Annotated in this window: 16 protein-coding genes and 1 riboswitch; of the genes, 7 read left to right on the top strand and 9 right to left on the bottom strand. The window is 71.8% G+C overall.

The window, feature by feature from the left end:
- Window positions 1-29: 29 nt before the first annotated feature.
- From Bra3105_RS11905 to Bra3105_RS11885, 5 genes are all read right to left on the bottom strand, one after another.
- Window positions 30-977: a PfkB family carbohydrate kinase gene (locus tag Bra3105_RS11905; protein ID WP_228356925.1), complete on the bottom strand. Its 948-nt coding sequence runs from the start codon at window positions 975-977 to the stop codon at window positions 30-32.
- A 35-nt stretch (window positions 978-1,012) separates the two neighbouring features.
- Window positions 1,013-2,518 (bottom strand): purine-cytosine permease family protein, encoded by a 1,506-nt coding sequence (locus Bra3105_RS11900; protein ID WP_228356924.1) that lies wholly within the window; start codon window positions 2,516-2,518, stop codon window positions 1,013-1,015.
- A gap of 24 nt (window positions 2,519-2,542) precedes the next feature.
- Window positions 2,543-3,550, bottom strand: a complete 1,008-nt coding sequence (locus Bra3105_RS11895; protein ID WP_228356923.1) for an ADP-ribosylglycohydrolase family protein — start codon at window positions 3,548-3,550, stop codon at window positions 2,543-2,545.
- Window positions 3,547-4,281: a GntR family transcriptional regulator gene (locus Bra3105_RS11890; RefSeq protein WP_228356922.1), complete on the bottom strand. Its 735-nt coding sequence runs from the start codon at window positions 4,279-4,281 to the stop codon at window positions 3,547-3,549. The genes Bra3105_RS11895 and Bra3105_RS11890 overlap by 4 nt, the downstream gene beginning before the upstream one ends.
- A gap of 68 nt (window positions 4,282-4,349) precedes the next feature.
- Window positions 4,350-5,177: an Ltp family lipoprotein gene (locus tag Bra3105_RS11885; RefSeq protein ID WP_228356920.1), complete on the bottom strand. Its 828-nt coding sequence runs from the start codon at window positions 5,175-5,177 to the stop codon at window positions 4,350-4,352.
- 271 nt (window positions 5,178-5,448) lie between these two features.
- Window positions 5,449-5,559, top strand: a riboswitch (TPP riboswitch).
- On the opposite strand from Bra3105_RS11885, the gene thiC reads away from it, so the two are divergent.
- From thiC to Bra3105_RS11850, 7 genes are all read left to right on the top strand, one after another.
- The gene (gene thiC, locus Bra3105_RS11880; RefSeq protein WP_228356918.1) at window positions 5,559-7,316 is read left to right on the top strand and encodes a phosphomethylpyrimidine synthase ThiC; all 1,758 of its coding nucleotides are present in this window, start codon (window positions 5,559-5,561) and stop codon (window positions 7,314-7,316) included. Its footprint overlaps the riboswitch before it by 1 nt.
- A 111-nt stretch (window positions 7,317-7,427) precedes the next feature.
- Window positions 7,428-8,942 (top strand): MFS transporter, encoded by a 1,515-nt coding sequence (locus tag Bra3105_RS11875; protein ID WP_228356915.1) that lies wholly within the window; start codon window positions 7,428-7,430, stop codon window positions 8,940-8,942.
- Window positions 8,943-9,100: 158 nt separating this feature from the next.
- Complete coding sequence (locus Bra3105_RS11870) at window positions 9,101-9,979, top strand: alpha/beta hydrolase fold domain-containing protein (RefSeq protein WP_228356912.1); 879 nt, start codon at window positions 9,101-9,103, stop codon at window positions 9,977-9,979.
- A gap of 213 nt (window positions 9,980-10,192) precedes the next feature.
- Entirely contained in the window at window positions 10,193-11,089 is an 897-nt protein-coding gene (locus Bra3105_RS11865) for a sugar phosphate isomerase/epimerase family protein (protein WP_228356911.1), read from the top strand.
- 69 nt (window positions 11,090-11,158) lie between these two features.
- A complete protein-coding gene (locus Bra3105_RS11860) occupies window positions 11,159-12,220 on the top strand; it encodes a Gfo/Idh/MocA family protein (protein WP_228356910.1) in 1,062 nt (353 codons plus the stop codon).
- Between the two features lie 194 nt (window positions 12,221-12,414).
- Window positions 12,415-13,407, top strand: coding sequence for a glutaminase A (gene glsA / locus Bra3105_RS11855; protein WP_228356908.1), 993 nt, complete (start codon window positions 12,415-12,417; stop codon window positions 13,405-13,407).
- A 96-nt stretch (window positions 13,408-13,503) separates the two neighbouring features.
- Complete coding sequence (locus tag Bra3105_RS11850) at window positions 13,504-15,138, top strand: MFS transporter (RefSeq protein ID WP_228356907.1); 1,635 nt, start codon at window positions 13,504-13,506, stop codon at window positions 15,136-15,138.
- On the opposite strand, the gene Bra3105_RS11845 is transcribed toward Bra3105_RS11850, so the two are convergent.
- The 4 genes from Bra3105_RS11845 to nirD are packed head-to-tail and all read right to left on the bottom strand — an operon-like array spanning window position 15,102 to window position 18,662.
- Entirely contained in the window at window positions 15,102-15,923 is an 822-nt protein-coding gene (locus tag Bra3105_RS11845) for a sirohydrochlorin chelatase (RefSeq protein ID WP_228356906.1), read from the bottom strand. The genes Bra3105_RS11850 and Bra3105_RS11845 overlap by 37 nt on opposite strands.
- Window positions 15,920-16,999, bottom strand: coding sequence for a uroporphyrinogen-III synthase (locus tag Bra3105_RS11840; protein ID WP_228356903.1), 1,080 nt, complete (start codon window positions 16,997-16,999; stop codon window positions 15,920-15,922). The genes Bra3105_RS11845 and Bra3105_RS11840 overlap by 4 nt, the downstream gene beginning before the upstream one ends.
- A complete protein-coding gene (cobA, locus tag Bra3105_RS11835) occupies window positions 16,996-18,339 on the bottom strand; it encodes a uroporphyrinogen-III C-methyltransferase (RefSeq protein ID WP_228356902.1) in 1,344 nt (447 codons plus the stop codon). The genes Bra3105_RS11840 and cobA overlap by 4 nt, the downstream gene beginning before the upstream one ends.
- Complete coding sequence (gene nirD, locus Bra3105_RS11830) at window positions 18,336-18,662, bottom strand: nitrite reductase small subunit NirD (RefSeq protein ID WP_323188819.1); 327 nt, start codon at window positions 18,660-18,662, stop codon at window positions 18,336-18,338. The genes cobA and nirD overlap by 4 nt, the downstream gene beginning before the upstream one ends.
- Window positions 18,663-18,736: the final 74 nt, after the last annotated feature.

Below are 18,736 nucleotides of genomic sequence, written 5' to 3'. Positions count from 1 at the left end.
GTCGACGGGCATTGACACCCGACGCCGGATCAGCGCGAGAGTGACGCGAGAGCCGCGTCGGTCTCCGCTGCGAGCGGAGCCGTGGCGGGCCCACGACGAGTGACGGCGAGCGCTGCGGCGGCGTTTGCCCGTCGGACGGCATCCGCGAGCCGCGCTCCTGCGGCGAGACGGGCGCAGAGGACTCCCGTATGCGCATCGCCGGCGCCGTTGGTGTCTATGGCTTCGACGACGCACCCCGCCACCGGCAGGACGCCCCCGCCCGGCTGCGCGATGTACGCCCCGTCGGCCCCGGCGCGCAGCACGATCGTCGTCCCGGAGAGCTGGCAGAGCATCTCCGCGATCTCGGCGGCCGAGGTCCCGCGGACAGGGGCGCCACCGGCGTCCCTCCCGAGGCGGTCGACGAGGATTCCCGCCTCCCGCTCGTTCGTGGTCCAGACGTCGGCACGCTCCAGGACTGCCCGGACGGCGTCCAGGTCCACGTCGCCGATCACGGGAGCGGGGTCCACGACCACAAGGGCGTCTGGCAGGGCCGGCAGCCAGTTCAGGAGCGCTGCGCGATTGGTCTCGTGCGCCAGGGAGTATCCCGACACGCACACGACGTCTCCGAGCTGCGGATGGGAGGAGCGCAGCTGATCGGGGCCCGTGTGCGCCTCGGCCCCGGCCGTGGAGACGAACGTCCGCTCGGCATCGGCGTCGACGAGGGCGATGCTGAATCCCGTGTCACGCGAAGGATCCGGGTCCGACACGAGGTCCACCCCTTCGTCCTCGAGCGCCGCACGCACGAGGTCGCCGAAGGGCCCCGTGCCGTGGCTGCCCGCGTACACCACGCGGGCCCCGTCACGGGCCGCTGCCGCCATCGTGTTCACGCCTCCGCCGGCAGCGAGCACGTGCTCGGTCGTGAAGACGTCGCCTCCCGGCTCCGGCAGGACGGGGATCCGCAGCACGACGTCCACGACGGCCTGCCCCGTGTGGATCACACGCGGTCCTGTCGCCGCGCCCGAGACGCCGCCGCTCATGCGTCGCGCTCCACGCCGCGCAGACCGACGAGGGCGTACAGGATTCCGCCGATGACCGCGGCGAGCACCCATGCCATGCCGTTGACCCCGATCCACGTGTCGAACAACGGGCCGGTGTACCAGGGCGTCGAGCCCGGACGGATCTGCATGAACAGCGCGGCCACGGCGATCGCGACGACCCACGGCACGACGGCGGACCAGCGCACCCCGCCTGTGTAGGAGTACCTGCTGCCCGGGGTGAGGTCCAGCAGTGCCACGGGGTCGTAGCTCCGCCGCTTCGCGAGATCGACCAGGAAGATCCCGACCCAGGCGGAGATCGGCACGGCGAGCAACGAGATGAAAGTGATGAACGGACCGTAGAAGCCGTCGGCGACCAGCAGGAACAGCAGCGAAGCGGTGGTCGTGACCACGACGTCGACGATCACGGCGTACACGCGCCTCACGCGCAGCCCGAGCGTCAGAGTCGTGAGCCCGGCCGAGTAGACCGAGAGATGGTTGGACAGCAGCAGCCCCACGAAGGAGACCAGCAGATAGACCACCGCGATGGAGTGCGGCAGCGTGCTGCGGATGGCGTCGAGGGGATTGGCGGACGCCGCGATCGCCGCGTCGGACGCACCGAGCATCGACCCCATCGAGATCATGACCACGAGGGGGATGCCCGCACCCGCGGACGCGGAGGCCACGAGCGACAGCGCACGGACGGAGGGCGCCTGGTAGCGGGCCATGTCGGCCCCGGAGTTCGCCCAGCCGATGCCGGTGCCCGCAGCGATCGTCCCGATGCCCGTGAGCACCGCGGCAGTGGTGCCGTTCGGCGCCTGAGCCACCTGCGCCCAGTCGATCCGGAACACGAGGAAGGCGAGGATCACCAGGTTCACCGCGCCGAAGATCCAAGTGGACCACTTCTGGACGACCAGGATGATCGCGTGCCCCATGCCGGAGACGGACACGGTGAAGCCGACGAACAGGACGACCCCGACGACGGCGACCAACGGGGCGGACTTCGCATCGGCGCCGGTGCCCAGGACCAGCGACGCGATGGTGACCACGGCGAGCGCGGCCGTCGAGGTGTTGACCGTCTCCCAGCCCAGGCGGGAGAGCAGCGCGACCAAGGTGGGTCCTGCGTTCCCGCGCGTTCCGAAGACTGCCCGGGACAGCGTGAGGCTGGGGGCACCACCGCGGCGGCCCGCGATCGAGATCAGCCCGACGACGGCGAAAGAGCCGAACGCGCCGATCACAGCGACGAGTACCGATTGCCAGACGGAGAGCCCGAGGGCGATGAGGCTGACGCCCAGCGGCAGTCCCAGCACCGAGATGTTGGCGGCGAACCACACCCAGAACAGCTCCAGGGGATTGCCGTGCCGCTCCCCCTTCGGGACTGGCTCGATCCCCCGCTGCTCGAGGGCTCCGGGGACGCCATCCTCTGCCGGGAGCGTGCCCGTGTGAGGGACATCAGCGGAGTACGAGGGCGGGGCGGTCACGGGGTCGGGAATCTCGGTGGGCATCATCGGCACCTTAGGGACGAGGTATCAGGAGCGCAGGGCGAGGAGTCGCCGTGCGAGGAGCATGAGGTCGAGGTCGTTGACCTGTTGGACGTTCTGAACGGCAGAGGCGGGGAACGCGTCGGCTCCGTGCACTGCGCCGAGCACCGCGCCGGCCATGGCGGCAACGGTGTCGGTGTCACCGCCGAGGGAGGCCGCGGCGCAGAGGGCACCGAAGGGATCCTCGTCCCCCCGTTCGACGAGCAGGAGCGCGGAGACCACCGATTCCTGGGACTGCACGGACGTGCCGACCACCTCGTAGAGGAAGTCGTCTGCGACCTCGCGACCCATCCCGCGAACAGGGCCGCGGAAGGCGCCGAACCGCTGCGCGATAGAGCCACCCGCAATCCAGTTCCCGCGCGTCGCGCCGTCGGCCGCGGCCGTCCTCGCGGCCTCGAGGGCCTGGTCGACGTCAGCGCCGTCCACGCCCGCCGACACCGCGGCGGCGATCGCTGCAGCGCCGGAGATCCCCAAGCCGGTGTTGTGGGTGACCCTGCTGGCCTGGACGACGGCGTCCATCAGACCCTCCCCCGGAGCGTGGGCGATGCCCACGGGCGCGATGCGCATCGCCGCACCGTTCGTGGTGCCATAGCGGCCGGTCTCCTCGACAGGCACGCCTGCCTGCAACTTCGCGAGCGCTGCGCGTGTGGAGGGGCCGAGCAGGTCGAGGGAGCCGCGCGCGATCATGTCCTGCTCCCAGGAGATCAGCGCCTCGGCGAAGTCGTGTTCGTCCACGCGGCCTCCCCCGTCGATCGCGAGCCGCGCAAGGATCAGCGCCTGCTCGGTGTCATCGGTGATGGAGCCCGCGGGCATCCCGGGGGCGATGGGTTGATCGGGCGCCCCGGCGACGAAGCCGTCGATCCGTCCGTAGCGGTCGCTGATCTGCTCGCGCGAGAGTGACTGGGTGGGCATCCCCAGGGCGTCACCGATCGCGAGGCCGAGCAGTGCGCCGTGCGCACGGTCGAGAACCGTCGTCGGGTGTCCGGCCGCGCTCATCGTTCACCGCCGAAGCTCAGGGCGAGCGTGAAGTGCCGGGGGTCCAAGAGGGAGACGACGTGCTCGACGAACCGCCCGTCGGCGTCGAACGAGGTGCGGGCAGTTCGGAGGAAGGCCTCACCGGCGTCGCGGCGCAGGATCCGTGCCTCCCGCTCGTCGAGGAGCCGGACGTCGGCCCGCTGGATCCCCTGCACGGGGACGAAGCCCGCCGCCTGGAGGGAGGAGGCGAGGGAACCCTCGACGAGACCCGCTGTGGGGAGATCCGCGAGCATCCCGACGGCGGGGACCGTGGCGCACTCGAAGGAGACCGGGACCTCCTGCCCGTCGGCGATCCGCAGACTGCGCACACGGCGCACCGCGACGGCCCTGCTGAGGGCGACGTCGGCGGGCAAGAGGGGCACCTCGGACCGTTCCACGGCCTCGATGGCAAGGATCTCGGCGCTCACATCGCTGCCGGCGGCAGCCATGGACTGCGTCCATCCGCGGTCCTGATCCAGCTGGTGGCCGTCGAAGATGACGAAAGAGCCGCGCCCGGTCTCCGTGGCGATCAGTCGCTGGTGCTGCAGCTCGCTCAGTGCCTGGCGGATGGTGCTGCGGGAGACCCCGAACTCCTCGGCGAGGCGGTGCTCGCCCTCGAGCTTCGCTCCGGGCTCGTACTCCCCTGCGCGAATGCGTCCGGCGAGCGTGTCGACGATCGACTGACGCTTGCTCCGCGCAACCTGTGTATACATGTAGCTACATGTACACCATGTGCACCCCGGAGCACCAGGGGCGTCCGCCCCAGCGCCCAGCTGACCGCTCAGTCGTGCAGGTGCTTGATGGCGTAGTCCGCCTGCTCCTTCGTGAACTGCTCGCCGTACTCGGAGGTGAGCTGCTCATGGATCTCGTCGTCGGACATGCCCCCGGTCTCCTCGTAGAGCTTGGCCTTCTCCAGCGCGTTCTTGTTCCAATCGGCGTCCAGGTGGTCGACCGCGTAGGTGGCGGTCTCGTCGCTGTAGCCCTCGAAGACGAGCGTGTCGCGGATGCCCTTCTTCGACGAGTAGAGGATGTCCGACTGGGTCTTCGCGTCGGCGAGCGCGCCGTCCTTGTCGTCGGGGTCGACGTCCGTGCCGTCGGCAGCGGAGTCGCCGGAGTCGTCGGCATCTGCCGACGAGTCATCGTTCGGGGTCGCGTCGACGGTGTGGTCGGACGGCGTGGCGGAGTCGCTGGGCTCGTCCGACGCGTCGCCGTCGGACGAGGACGCGGAGACCGTGGTCGGAGCGGGCTCATCGGTGACGTCCGCGTTGTTCACGAGCACCACGATCACGATGATGACGGCCGCGATCGCGAGCAGCGCGAGGCACCCGCAGCCGCCCAGCACCCACCACAGCGCCTTGGACTTCTTCGGCGGTTCCTGGCCCTGGCCCGGCGTCTGCGGGGACGCGGAGAACTGCGGGGCCTGCGAGGAGTCCGCGTACTCCGGAGCGGGGGCCGGGGATCCGTAGGCGGCGTTCGCCGAACCATAGGGGCCGCTCGCCGAACCATAGGGGTCGCCGGCGGAGCCGTAGGCGCCATGCGCGGACCCGGCGTCGGGGAACCCGGAGTTCGCGGAGCCGTTGTTCTCGGGGGAAGGGGTGGAGCTGGTCATCTGTCGTTCCGTTCGGAAGGAGGCGTGCGCGGGCCGCCGTCGCGAGGGTTCGCGAACCCGGCAGCGTGCGCGGAGGAGGGACGGCAGGGAGGGCGCCGGGGAGAACTCTACGGACATCTCGGACGGCCGACCCGACGTCTCGCGGCCCGACGCCGCGGCGGACGGGTCCCCACGCCGTCAGGCCGGGTTCGAGGCCCGCGTCCACGTCCGCGACCGCTGCCGGGCGCGGACCGCCAGCCGTGACCGCACGTCCTCCGTGCTACGGTCGTCGCCGATCCCTCGGGTGCCCGTCGCAACGGGCTGAGATCGGACTGACGCTGTCCGAGTACCGACCGAACCTGCTCCGGGTCATGCCGGCGAAGGAAGAAGGAGAGCGACTGCATGTCTGCACGCCCCGAGAACTACCCCACCCACGCCCTCGGCCACCTCGAGGACCCTGCGCACGACATCCGCGTGCCGATCACGAGGATCTCCCAGGACGACTCCCCCACCGGGGCGCCGAACCCGCCGCTCGAGGTCTACCGGACCGCCGGTCCGGGCAGTGAGCCCGAGGAGGGGCTGCCGCCGCTGCGCGAGAGCTGGATCCGCGATCGAGGCGATGTCGAGGAGTACACGGGCCGCGCCCGCGACCTGGCCGATGACGGCCGCGGGGCCGTGCGCCGCGGCGAGGCGAGCGCCGAATGGCGCGGTGCGCGTCGTTCCCCGGTGCGCTCGCTCGAGGGCCGACGGGTCACGCAGATGCACTACGCCCGTCGGGGCGAGATCACCCCCGAGATGCGCTTCGTGGCACTGCGGGAGGACTGCGACGTCGAGGTGGTGCGCGAGGAGCTCGCCGCAGGCCGGGCGATCATCCCCGCCAACGTGAACCACCCCGAGGCCGAACCGATGATCATCGGCCGGCGCTTCCTGGTGAAGATCAACGCGAACATCGGGAACTCGGCGGTCACCTCGTCGATCGCCGAGGAGGTCTCCAAGCTCGGGTGGGCCACCCGCTGGGGCGCGGACACCGTCATGGACCTGTCCACGGGCGATGACATCCACACCACGCGCGAATGGATCCTGCGCAACGCGCCCGTGCCCATCGGCACCGTGCCGATCTACCAGGCGCTCGAGAAGGTGAACGGCGACGCGAACGCCCTGACCTGGGAGATCTTCCGGGACACGGTGATCGAGCAGGCCGAGCAGGGCGTGGACTACATGACGATCCACGCGGGCGTGCTGCTGCGGTACGTGCCGCTGACGGCGAACCGGGTGACGGGCATCGTCTCGCGCGGCGGCTCGATCCTGGCCGGCTGGTGCCTCGCGCGCCACCGCGAGAACTTCCTCTACGAGCACTTCGACGAGCTCTGCGAGATCTTCGCCCGCTACGACGTCGCCTTCTCGCTCGGCGACGGCCTGAGGCCCGGATCCCTCGCGGACGCCAACGACGCCGCCCAGTTCGCCGAGCTCGACACCCTCGCCGAGCTCACCGAGCGCGCCTGGGAGCACGACGTGCAGGTCATGGTCGAGGGCCCGGGCCATGTGCCGCTGCACCTGGTGCGCGAGAACGTGGAGCGCCAGCAGGAGCTGTGCCACGGGGCGCCGTTCTACACGCTCGGCCCGCTGGTCACGGACGTCGCCCCTGCGTACGACCACATCACCTCGGCGATCGGGGCGACGGAGATCGCCCGCTACGGCACCGCGATGCTCTGCTACGTCACCCCGAAGGAGCACCTGGGGCTGCCCGATCGCGACGACGTGAAGACGGGCGTGATCACCTACAAGATCGCCGCCCATGCGGCTGACGTCGCCAAGGGCCACCCGGGCGCCCGCCAGCGGGACGACGCCCTGTCGAAGGCGCGCTTCGAGTTCCGCTGGCGTGATCAGTTCGGGCTGTCCCTGGACCCGCAGCTCGCCGAGGAGTACCACGACGAGACCCTGCCGGCCGAGCCCGCGAAGACCGCGCACTTCTGCTCGATGTGCGGGCCGAAGTTCTGCTCCATGAAGATCTCGCAGGACATCCGCGACGAGTTCGGCGACGAGGCCGCCCAGCAGGAGATCGCGGCGGCGGGCATGGCGGAGAAGTCCCGGGAGTTCCGCGAGCGCGGCGGGACGGTGTACCTGCCGGAGCCGGGGGTCGGGGTGCCGGTGGGTGAATAAGCTCCCATGACCCGAGGACCCCTTCTGAACGTTGGTGGACGCTCGCCGCACACCCGACACATTCCGACACACGCCGACGCGCACCGGCCGGCGACCTCCACAATCATTCCCATGCCCCCGACGATGGACCCCTCCTCCAACGCGCTCGAAAACAGCTCCGCGCGCCCCGCTCCCGGCTCTGGCACCGCTGCCGGCCCCGACGCGAACGTGCCCCTGCGCGTCTCCTCCGCCGCCGACGTCAGCAGGATCCTGTCCGCGCTCGGATCGCGCGACCCGAAGGCGACCGCGGTGATCCTGCTGGCCCTCGGCGGGATCTTCATGGACGCCTACGACTTCTCCTCGATCGCCTTCGGGCTGCCCGCCATCAAGGAGCAGTTCGGACTCGACGGGTTCATGACGGGCCTGGTCAACGCCTCGATCATGGTCGGCGCGGTGGTCGGGGCCCTGGCCGGCGGGTACCTTGTGGATCGCTTCGGCAGGTACCGGCTGTTCATGGCGGACATGGTCTTCTTCGTCGTCGCGGCGCTCGGCAGCGCGCTGGCACCGGAGGTCTGGTCCCTCATCGGATTCCGGTTCGTCATGGGCATCGGCGTCGGCCTCGACATCCCTGTCGCCATGGCCTTCCTCGCGGAGTTCTCCCGGCTGCGCGGCAAAGGCAACCGCTCTCAGCGCGTCAACGCGTGGTCCCCCGCCTGGTACTTCGCGACCGGCACCGGGTACCTCATCGTGCTCCTGTGCTTCTGGCTGCTGCCCGCCACCCAGCAGGACCACCTCTGGCGGATCGTCGTCGGCTTCGGCGCCGTGCCCGCCGTGATCGTGCTGCTGGTGCGCCGACGCTTCATGGCCGAGTCCCCGCAGTGGCTCGCCGACCAGGGCGACCTGCGCGGCGCGGTCGACGTGCTCTCCAGCCACTACGGGATCACCGCCGAGCTCGATGCCGAAGCCTCCAGCGGCACCGAACGCGCGAGCGCCCGCACCCGGCTGTCGAACGTCCTCGAGCTGTTCTCCTCGCGCTTCCGCCAGCGCACGATCGCCGCCCTGTGCGTCTCCGTGTTCTCGACCTTCGGGTACAACGCCGTCGCCTACGGCACCCCGCTGATCATCGCGACGCTCTTCCACCAGGGCCCGCTGGTCACGATCGTGTCCTCGCTCGTGATCAACATGGGCTTCGGCCTGGCCGGCGGCCTCATCGGCATGAGCGTGGTCAGCCGCTTCGGCTCGCGCCGGGTCACGCTGGTGGGCTTCACGATCCAGGCTGCGGCCCTGTTCACCCTCGCCGCGATCGGCGTGCCCAGTAGCGCGCTCGTGCTCGTGGCCGTCGCGATGCTCGCCGCGTTCATCTTCGCCCAGGCCGGTGGCCCCGGCGCGAACCTCATGAACTTCGCGACCCTCTCCTACCCCACCCGCCTGCGCGGGATCGGCGTCGGCTTCAACCAGGGCACCCTGCGGGCCTTCTCCGTGCTCTCCCTGCTGGGCTTCCCGATCCTCACCGCCCAGCTGGGCACGGGCGTGTTCTGGATCGTCGCCTGCGCACCCCTGCTCGGCGCGATCTCGCTCGTGCTCAACCGCTGGGATCCGACGGGCAAGGACGTGGACGCCGAGGACCTCGAGCGCGTCGCGGCCTGACCCCTGTGATCCCCGGAGCTCGGGACCACACTCATCCGGCTCCCGCGAGCGGAGATCCGCCGGCACGAGCGATGATCCGTCGCCACGAGCGACGGTCCACCGGCACGAGCAGCCAACCGCCGATTGACAGGCCTCGCGCCCGGACGAAGGATCGGGCCATGCCCGTGTCGCTCCAGGAGGCCTACGAGGCCGCTCTCGCCGCCAAGCCCGCCCACGTCCAGGCGATGAGGGACGCCCAGCATCCCGGTCTCGCGAAGGATCCGGTGCCGATGCCGCCCGAGGTGCCCGAGCGCTTCGAGGTCGAGGAGAGGGAGATCGCGGGCTTCCCGGTGCAGGTCCTGCATCCGCGCGAGCGCGGATCAGGGATCCAGGTCGTCTACTTCCATGGCGGCGCGTTCACCCTGCCGTTCCAGGAGTCGCACGGGCGGATCGTGCTGGGGCTGGCCGACCGCACCGGTGCCGACCTGTGGATCCCGCACTACCTGCCCGGGCCCGACGGCACCATCGAGGACGCCCTGCCGTTCATCGACGCCCTGGCCCAGGAGGTCCCGAACGCGGCCGGAGACCACCGGTACGTCGTCGCCGGCGAGTCCGCCGGAGGGAACATGGCCCTCGTGCAGACCCTGCGCGCCGCGCAGAACGGCACGCGGAGGCCGGACCACCTGGTGGTCCACGCCCCCTGGGTGGACCTGCGCACCGCCGATCCCGAGTCCGTGCGGATGGAGTCCGCCGACGTGCTGATGACCGTCGACAACCTCCATCTGTCCGCCCGGAACTGGGCGGGCGGTCGAGACCTCACCGACCCGATGGTCAGCCCGATCTTCGGGGAACTCGGTGTCCTGCCGCCGGTCACGGTCCTGCAGGGCACGAACGATCTGCTGCTGCCGGACGTGCAGCGATTCGTCGAGGAGGCCCGCGCGCAGGGCGGCGAGGTGGAGCTCGACCTGGTCGAGGGCGCTTTCCACGTCTACCTCGCGGCGGACGCTCCCGAAGCGCACGCCGCTCTGGATCTCGCGGCGCAGCGCATCCTGGGCTGAGCCGCCGCAGCCGCCCGGCCGCGGCCCCGGGCCCGGACCACGACGCAGAACGGGAGCTCCTGCCTCCCGCCATACTGGAACCATTCACACCGGCCGCTGACTGGTCCCGTGCGTCGAAGCAGACGCCGTGTCCTCGGTTCGCGCGCCGTCGGCAGCCGGCTTTCGCGCCGGCTCCGCTCCCCGGCCCATCCCACTGCCCTCGAGGACCCTCCGGTGACTTCCGACCTCCACCTCGGCTTCAGCTCGTACTCCTTCCATCCCCGGCTCTCCTCCGGCGCCATGACGCTGACCGAGGTGATCGACTGGGTCGCCGCGAGCGGCGCGGAGCACCTCGAGCTGGCGATCCTCTCCGACGAGCCCGACTCCCCCGTCCCCTCGATCGGCTGGGAGGAGGCCGCGATCGACGCGGTCCGCGAGCACGCGGCCTCCGCGGGCGTCGTCCTCTCCAGTCTCGCCGTCGGCGCGGATCTCACCTCCGAGGACCCTCACGAGTCCGCCGAGGCGATCACCCGGGTGAAGGCCTACGTCGACCTCGCGCACCGCCTCGGCATCACGCGCATGCGCCACGATGTGGTGCGCCACGCCGGACTCGAGGGGGACGACACCCCGCTGTTCGACCAGGTCCTGCCCCGCATCGTGGCGAGCGCGAAGGAGATCGCGCAGTACGCGGCGACCCGGAGCATCACCACGAGCCTGGAGAACCACGGGTTCTTCGTGCAGTCCGCCGATCGCGTGCGCCGCATCGTGCACGCGGTGGACGAGCCGAACTTCCTGACCACCCTCGACGTCGGCAACTTCGTGTGCGTGGACGATTCGCCCGAGGCGTCGGTCGCCCAGAACCTGCCCTTTGCGATGGTCGTGCACCTCAAGGACTTCTACATCCGTCCGTCCGACGCGGATCCCGGCGAGGGCTGGTTCCGCAGCCGCGGCGGCAAGCACCTGCGCGGGGCGGTCGTGGGCTGCGGCGACCTCGACCTCACCGCGATCTGCCGCACCATCCGCGCATCCGACTTCGCGGGCTTCGTCGCGATCGAGTTCGAGGGCTGGGAGGACAGCCTCCTCGGCTGCACGCGCGGCCTCGCGAACGCGCGCCGACTGCTCGGCATCTGACTCCCTCCTCCTTCCTCTCCCTCCCCTGCCTCGTCCATCTCCGCCCTCCCCCACACAGGAGCATCCGACATGAGCACCCTGCGCATCGGCATCATCGGCGCCGGCACCATCGCCCGCGCCCACCTCGACGCCTACGCCGTCCACCCCGAGGCGGAGCTCGTCGCCATCAGCGACGTGAACCTCGAGCGCGCCCGGACGGTCGCCGAGGAGTACGGGGCGCGCCGCGCCTACGGCGACCCGCACGAGCTGCTGGCCGACCCCGAGGTCGACGCCGTGAGCATCTGCACCTGGAACAACACCCATGCCGAGTGGGCCATCGCGGCCGTCCGCGCCGGCAAGCACGTGCTGGTCGAGAAGCCTCTGGCCCGCACCCTCGAGGAGGCGGAGCGGATCCAGGAGGCCGCCGCGGGCTCCGACCGTGTGCTGCAGGTGGGCTTCGTGCGCCGCCACGCCCCGAACTGCCAGGTCCTGAAGTCCTTCGTCGACGCCGGCGATCTGGGCGAGATCTATTACGCGAAGGCCTCCTGCATCCGCCGGGCGGGCAACCCGGGCGGTTGGTTCGCGGACAAGGGCATCGCGGGCGGCGGCCCCCTGCTCGACATCGGCATCCACGTGCTGGACCTGTGCTGGTTCCTGATGGGGAGCCCGACGGCCGTCACGGTCAGCGGCAGCACCTTTGACCTGCTCGGCAACCGCGCCAACATCACCACTCTTCCGCGCTACCAGGCCTCGGACCACGACCCCGCGGCCAACAGCGTCGAGGACATGGCCACGGCCCTCGTGCGCTTCGACAACGGATCGACCCTCCAGATCGACTGCTCATACTCCCTGCACGCGACGCAGGATTCGATCGGCGTCTCCGTCTTCGGGGACAAGGGCGGAGCCGATCTGGAGCCCCGCCTGAGCATCGCCACCGAGATGCACGACTCGATCGTCAACGTGACCCCTCAGATCGGATCCGGCACCTTCGAGATGGAGGCCGGATTCCGGGCGGAGATCTCGCATTTCCTCGACTCCTGCCTGGGCCGCACCGAGAACCTCGCGCCCGTCGGCCATGGCGTCGAGATCGTGAGGATCCTCGAGGCGATCTACGCATCCGCGGCGCAGGGGCGCGAGGTCGCGCTGAGCTGATCCGCGTCGGCCGACGACCGACCCGACGTCACGCGCTCCCCGGCGATCATCGGATATGCCGGGAGACACCGGGACGGAAAACCCGATGAGGGCATTCCGGTCACCTCTGTTCATCACTCGGCGACAGCCGTATCGTGAACAGAGACCCAGATGACGAAGCTGTCGATCGCTCGGTTCCCGAAAGGGAGGTCGCGATGTTCGAGACCGACGTCCTCGAGATTCCCCAGAGCGCCCGCACGGGAACTCTCCCCGCCGAATCCTCCGTGCGCACGCTGCTGCACGAGGTGCATGAGCGCTACCGTGACCTGCAGGAAGGCACGGTCGCGGACTACATCCCGGTCCTGGCAGAGGCCGATCCGGACCTGTTCGCCGTCTCCCTCGCCGAAGCCGCGGGCCCGATGCACACAGCCGGCGACACCACCGCCCTCTTCACGATCCAATCGATCTCGAAAGCTTTCGTGCTCGCGCTCGTCACCGACGCGATCGGCCACGAGAGTGTTCACGAGATCGTGGGCGTCAACAACACCGGACTGCCTTTCAATTCCGTCATCGCCCTCGAGCTGAACAGCGGGAGTCCGATGAACCCGATGGTGAATGCGGGGGCCATCGCCACCACCGCTCTCATGCCGGGGCGGGACGGCGCCGCGAAGTTCGAGGCGATCCGGGAGGGGCTCAGCGCCTTCGCAGGCCGTCCGCTGCGGATCGACGAGACCGTCCTGGAGTCCGAGTCCGCGAGCAATCATCGCAACCGCGGGATCGCCGACCTGCTGACCAGCTACGACCGGCTCCGCATCCCAGCGGAGGACGCTATCGACGCCTATACGCGGCAGTGCTCCCTCCTGGTCACGTCCGATGATCTGGCCGTCATGGGCGCCACGCTCGCGGCAGGCGGCGTGAACCCTCGGACGGGCCGACGGGTCGTCTCGGCGGAGGTCTGCCGCGACACCCTGGCCGTCCTCGCCTCGTGCGGGATGTACGAGCGATCGGGCGAGTGGATGTTCGAGATCGGCCTGCCCGCCAAGTCGGGGGTCTCCGGCGGCATCGTCGCCGTCGCGCCGGGCAAGGGCGCCGTGGGCGTCTTCTCCCCGCCGCTCGACCGGGCCGGCAACAGCGTGCGCGGCCTGCGGACCTGCGCGTACCTCTCGCGGGCCCTCGGACTGAACCTCTTCGCCTCCCCCAGCCCCTGAACCGCCGTCGCCGCCCTTGCTCCGCGCGTCCCCCATCCCCCTTCACCCATCCCTGATCCCCACCCCCACAGGACCACGACCACCAGGAGGGTCCTCATGTCCTCTGCCTCCTCCCCGTCCCCGTCTCCGACGAAGGACCCCGAGCAGCGACGCTCGTGGGTGCCCATGATCGGGCTCTTCCTCGCCCAGGTGCTCATGTCCTTCAACGTCGCGGCCCTGCCGATCTCGCTCGGCGGCATGGTCGAGGACTTCCACGTCCCGCCCACCACCGCGAGCTCGACGATCGTGGTCTACGGGCTCGCGGTCGCCGCGCTCGTGATGACCGGTGCCAAGCTCGGCCAGCGGATCGGCTGGACGCTGATCTTCCGCAGCGTCCTGGTGGTCTTCGCCGCCTCGTCGCTGCTGATGATCTTCTCGCGCACGATCACCTGGGCGATCGCCGGGCAGCTGCTGGCCGGCGCGGCCGCCGCGATCATCGTGCCGGCGCTCGTCGCCCTGATCGCCGAGAACTATCGCGGTGCCCAGCAGGCGACGGCCGTCGGCTCCCTGGGATCGGCCCGCGCCTTCTCGGGCATGAGCGCCTTCCTCATCGGCGGCACCCTGGGGACGCTCGTCGGCTGGCGGCCGATCTTCCTCATCACCCTCGGCCTGGCCATCGCCGTCTTCGCGCTCAGCTTCACCCTGCGCTCGGACAGCGGAGACCCGTCGGTGACGATCGACCTCGTCGCCTCGGTCCTGATCGGCGCCGCGATCGTGATGCTCACCCTGGGGTTCAACAACCTCAACGGGTGGGGGATCCTGCGCGCCGAGGAGACCGCTCCGTTCTCGGTGCTCGGCATGTCGCCCTCGCCGGTCCTGGTGGTGCTCGGACTCATCTGCGGTCAGGCGTTCCTGCTGTGGACCCGCCGCCGCATGGCCGCCGACCGGGTGCCGCTCGTGGATCTGCGGGTGCTCGGCTCGCGCGCCGAGCGCTCCGCCGTGTACGCGATGTTCATCATCGTGGCGATGGAGGCGGCCGTGAACTTCACCGTCCCCACCTACATCCAGGTGGTGCAGGGCCGCGCGCCCTTCGCCACGTCGCTGGCGATGATGCCGTTCAACCTCACCGTGTTCGTCACCGCGACCCTCATCGTCCGCTTCTACTCGCGCTTCAGCCCCCGCACCATCGCGCTGTTCTCCTTCGCCCTGACCACCCTCGCGCTGGTGTGGCTCGCTGCGGTGGTCACGAACAACTGGGAGACGCTGCCGACGATCCTGGGACTCGTCGTCTTCGGCATCGGCCAGGGATCACTGGTCACGCTGGTGTTCAACGTGCTGGTCACGAGCGCCCCGAAGCGGCTCGCCGGGGACGTCGGATCGCTGCGCGGGACCACGCAGAACCTGGCGTCGGCCGTGGGGACGGCCGTCATGGGTGCGCTGCTGGTGACGCTGCTCGGCGTGAACGTGGGACGCGCCGTCGTCGATCACACGGAGCTCCCACCCGAGCTCGTCTCGCAGGTCGATCTGGACAATGCGAACTTCGTGAGCAACGACGAGCTCGCCCAGCTGCTCGAGGGCACGACGGCGGACCCCCAGCAGGTGGCCGCCGCGATCGAGGTCAACGAGGCCGAGCGCCTGCGCACCCTCAAGCTGGGCTTCCTGGTCCTGGCCGGCATCAGCGCGGCGGCAGCCCTGCCGGCCTCGCGGCTGCCCCGCTACCGCCCGGAGGAGATCCCGGACAGCTCCCCGTGACAGCGCCGCGAGCCGTCGGGCCCTGGGCGGTCCCGGTCCTGCAGGGCCTCCCGGAACCGCTGGGCGGCGACCTCGATCACCGCCGGATGATCGCCCAGAGGGGCGGAGACGAGGTCCGCCCCGGAGGCGGTGACGAGGCGGGCGAAGTGGCCGGGGGCGAGCACGTAGCTCGCGGCGATCACGCGGGAGGCGCCGTCGTCGCGGGCGGCGCTCACGGCCTGCGGGATCGACGGGGAGGCGCCCGCGCCGTAGCCGATGATGACGGGGCACGGGAGGTGCGCGGCGAGGTGGTCGCGCATGGCCTCGACCGCGCGCGCCGCAGCGGGGTCCGAGGAGCCGGCGGCCGCGAGCACCACGTGGTCGCCCTCGCGCAGCCCCACCACGCCCGCATCACGGGCGGCGCCCGTGCCGCCGCCCTGATCGGCGGCGTCGGCCTCGAGCGCCTCGGCCAGGCGGTCGAGCAGTGCGCGCACCAGCCTCGGATGCGGCCCGAGCGGTCCGGCGGCGATCGCGTGCTGCCAGGGCTCGACCGCCCGGGCGATGTCCACCGAGGTGTGGAAGCCCGTCGAGAGCAGCAGCGGGACGACGACAGCCGGGCGGTCGGCGAATTCCCCGGCCGACGCGCGGGCGACGACCTCCGCCACGGCGGGCTCCTCGACGTCGACGAAGGCCTCGAGGACCTCGGCCTCCGGGACGGCGGAGGCGAGGGCCCGACGGATCCGGGCGATCACGCGCCGGCCGTCCGCGAAGCGGGTGCCGTGGGAGCAGGCGATGAGACGGATCATCGGGAGCTGACCTCCTGGTCGGGGCGGTCGGGCGCGCGGTCCCGGGGCTGCGCGGGCACGGAGGCCCGGGGGTCCTCGGGCGCGAAGTCCCGGGGCTGCGCGATGTCGGAGACGGGCACGGCCTCGGTCCCGCATCCCGATCCCGCGCCGTCGGAGAGCTCCTGGACGACGGCGCGCACGAGCGCGCCCATCCGGCTGCGCACCGGCATCAGCGCGGGGATCCCCCGCGCCTCGAGGGGGCCGGCGGTGAGCGGGCCGACGGCCGCCATCACGAGCCGCCCGGTGCGGACGCGCTCGCGGATCGCGCCCAGCGCCCCCTCGACCTCGGCGGCCGCGAGCCAGTTCTCGGTGCCCGGGGCGGCGGTGAACAGCACCGCGTCCACGTCACCATCAGCCGCGCTGCGCACCGATCCGCGCACCGCGGCGGGATCCCGCGGCGGGCCCCAGCGGTACACGTTCAGCGCGATGACGCGGGCGCCCCGGTCCTGCAGGCACGCATCCAGGGCGTCGGCCCCGGAGCCGTGATGCTGCACGGCAACGCGCCGCCCCCGCAGGTCCGCTCCGCGCAGGTGCTCGATGATCTCGGCGGAGGTGCCCTCGGGGGCGACCCAGTCGACCGCGAGCCCCACCCGCTGGGCGGCGCCGCGGGCCTTGGGCCCGCGGGCGAGCACGCGCGTGCCGGCGCACGCGTCCCGCAGCAGGTCGTCGAGCCCGGCGGCGGCCGCCGCCTCGAACCAGGCGCGCATGCCCACGCCCGTGGTCGCGACGAGCATCTGCGCGGGGCGGGCGATGAGTGCGCGGGTGCGGGCCAGCAGCTGCGGGTCGTCGACGTGCGGGATCATGCTCAGCGCCGGGGCATGCTGGACCTCGGCGCCGTGCCGCTCGAGGGCGGCGGCGAGGTCGTCGGCCCGCCGGTCCACGGCCAGGACGATGCGGCGCCCCTCGAGCGCACCGGAGAGCCTGCGCTCGGCAGGGCTCCCGAGCTCGGCGGGGGTCTCGTGCTCGGCGGGGTTCCCGTGCTCGGCGGGGTTCCCGTGCTCCCCGCTCGCGGGGACGTCGGCCGCGCCCGGGCTCATGCGCGTCCCTTCGCGGGCGCGCAGGGCGGCCCCGCCGTCGGCTCCAGCGTCGGCTGCACCGTCGACCCCCTCGCCGACTCGGCCACCGGCTCCGACGTCGGCCCCGGCAGCAGCAGCCCCTCGCGGGCGACCTCGCCGATGACGATCACGGCGGGGCTGGCCACGCCCGCCGCGTGCGCGTCGCGGACCGCGGTCCCGAGCGCGGTGCGGGTGGTGCGCTGGCGCGGGGTGTGCCCGTTCTCGATGATCGCGACGGGCCGGCTCGCCGGAACGCCGTGGTCCAGGGCCCGGCCGACGATCTCCGGGAGGGCGGCGACCCCCATGAGGACGACCGTGGTGACGGTGGCGTCGGCGAGCGCCGCGAGGGTCGCCGGGGAGATGCCCGCGGTCCCCGCGGCGTCGTGGCCGCTGACCACGTGCAGGGATCCCGCGGTGCCGCGGTGGGTGACGGGCACGCCGGCGGCCTGCGGGACGGCGATCGCGCTGGTGATCCCGGGGACCACCTCGACGCCCACCCCGGCGGCCAGGCACGCGGTGTACTCCTCGCCGCCGCGGCCCAGCACGAAGGGGTCGCCGCCCTTCACGCGCACCACGCTCCGGCCGGCCCGCGCGTGCTCGACGAGCAGCGCGCTGATCCGCTCCTGCGGGACGGGATGGTGGCCGGGGGCCTTGCCCACGCGGATCACCTCGACGTCCTCGCGCACGCTGCGGGCCAGCTCCTCCCCGGGTCCGAGGCGGTCGACGACGAGCACGTCGGCCTCGGCGATGAGCCGCCGGGCGCGGACGGTCAGCAGGTCGAGAGGTCCCGGCCCGCCGCCGACGAGCGCGACCGAGCCGAGGCGGCGGGGTCCCTCGCCCACGGCTCCGCGCCGGCTCTGCACGGGCAGGGCACCCTGGTCGAGCAGCGCCGTGATGGCGTCGCGCACGGCGCACGAGCGCAGGGGGTCCGCGCCGGCCTGGGAGACGACGCCCACGCGGACTTCGCCCGAGGTCGCCTGGGCGGCGATGCGGGCGCTGCCGTGACCGGCGCGCGCGGCGGTCACGCACAGGATGCGTCGGCGTGAGCACCACTGCGCGACCTGCTGATCCACGGCCGGCGCACCCGTGGCGGCGTGCACGAGCCAGGCGCCGCGCAGATCGCGCCGGCGCACGGTGCGCGGGATCCAGCGGATCCGTCCGATCGCCGCGAGGTCCTCGAGGACGGGATCGAGCGCGGGGGCGACGACGCGCACGCGGGCGCCCTGCTCGCGCAGCATCCGGGCACGGCGGGCGGCGACCGCGCCGCCGCCCACGAGCAGCACGTCCCGGCCCTCGAGGTCGACGCCCAGAAGGAGGCTCATCGTGCGCCCCCGGCCTGCAGGAACAGCGCGCCCGCCTCCTCGCGCACGCTCCACACGCGCAGGCGCAGGTGCTCGCCGCCCTGCGGGTCCACGCAGGTGCCCGAGCGCAGGTCGAACACCTGCTTGAACATCGGGGAGGCGACGGTGGGCCGGCCCGCGCGCGAGCCCACGATGCCGCGGGAGATGACGTTCGCCCCGCTATAGGGGTCGTGGTTGTCCAGCGCGCGGATGCTGCCGTCGGCCAGCAGGAACAGCGCGACCTGCTCCCCGTCGACGAGCGCCGCCCGGCCCCGCTCGACCTCGAGGTCGTCCCGTGAGCACACTCGCACCCAGTCCGCCTGCGTCGGCCGCCGGGCCGAATGCTCGTGGCGAGAGGGGCGAGAGGGGCGAGAGGGGC

The sequence above is a fragment of the Brachybacterium halotolerans subsp. kimchii genome (genome assembly GCF_020792675.1).
GTDB lineage: Bacteria > Actinomycetota > Actinomycetes > Actinomycetales > Dermabacteraceae > Brachybacterium > Brachybacterium halotolerans.
The sequence above is the reverse complement of the archived record's forward strand: the minus strand, read 5'-3'. Positions and strand labels throughout refer to the sequence as shown.

What these genes read in the sequence shown, in the direction of transcription:
- Bra3105_RS11900 (WP_228356924.1), bottom strand. Translation starts at nt 2,518, where the DNA reads ATGCCCACCGAGATTCCCGACCCCGTGACCGCCCCGCCCTCGTACTCC.
- Bra3105_RS11895 (WP_228356923.1), bottom strand. Translation starts at nt 3,550, where the DNA reads ATGAGCGCGGCCGGACACCCGACGACGGTTCTCGACCGTGCGCACGGC.
- Bra3105_RS11890 (WP_228356922.1), bottom strand. Translation starts at nt 4,281, where the DNA reads ATGTATACACAGGTTGCGCGGAGCAAGCGTCAGTCGATCGTCGACACG.
- Bra3105_RS11885 (WP_228356920.1), bottom strand. Translation starts at nt 5,177, where the DNA reads ATGACCAGCTCCACCCCTTCCCCCGAGAACAACGGCTCCGCGAACTCC.
- thiC (WP_228356918.1), top strand. Translation starts at nt 5,559, where the DNA reads ATGTCTGCACGCCCCGAGAACTACCCCACCCACGCCCTCGGCCACCTC.
- Bra3105_RS11875 (WP_228356915.1), top strand. Translation starts at nt 7,428, where the DNA reads ATGCCCCCGACGATGGACCCCTCCTCCAACGCGCTCGAAAACAGCTCC.
- Bra3105_RS11870 (WP_228356912.1), top strand. Translation starts at nt 9,101, where the DNA reads ATGCCCGTGTCGCTCCAGGAGGCCTACGAGGCCGCTCTCGCCGCCAAG.
- Bra3105_RS11860 (WP_228356910.1), top strand. Translation starts at nt 11,159, where the DNA reads ATGAGCACCCTGCGCATCGGCATCATCGGCGCCGGCACCATCGCCCGC.
- glsA (WP_228356908.1), top strand. Translation starts at nt 12,415, where the DNA reads ATGTTCGAGACCGACGTCCTCGAGATTCCCCAGAGCGCCCGCACGGGA.
- Bra3105_RS11850 (WP_228356907.1), top strand. Translation starts at nt 13,504, where the DNA reads ATGTCCTCTGCCTCCTCCCCGTCCCCGTCTCCGACGAAGGACCCCGAG.
- Bra3105_RS11845 (WP_228356906.1), bottom strand. Translation starts at nt 15,923, where the DNA reads ATGATCCGTCTCATCGCCTGCTCCCACGGCACCCGCTTCGCGGACGGC.
- Bra3105_RS11840 (WP_228356903.1), bottom strand. Translation starts at nt 16,999, where the DNA reads ATGAGCCCGGGCGCGGCCGACGTCCCCGCGAGCGGGGAGCACGGGAAC.
- cobA (WP_228356902.1), bottom strand. Translation starts at nt 18,339, where the DNA reads ATGAGCCTCCTTCTGGGCGTCGACCTCGAGGGCCGGGACGTGCTGCTC.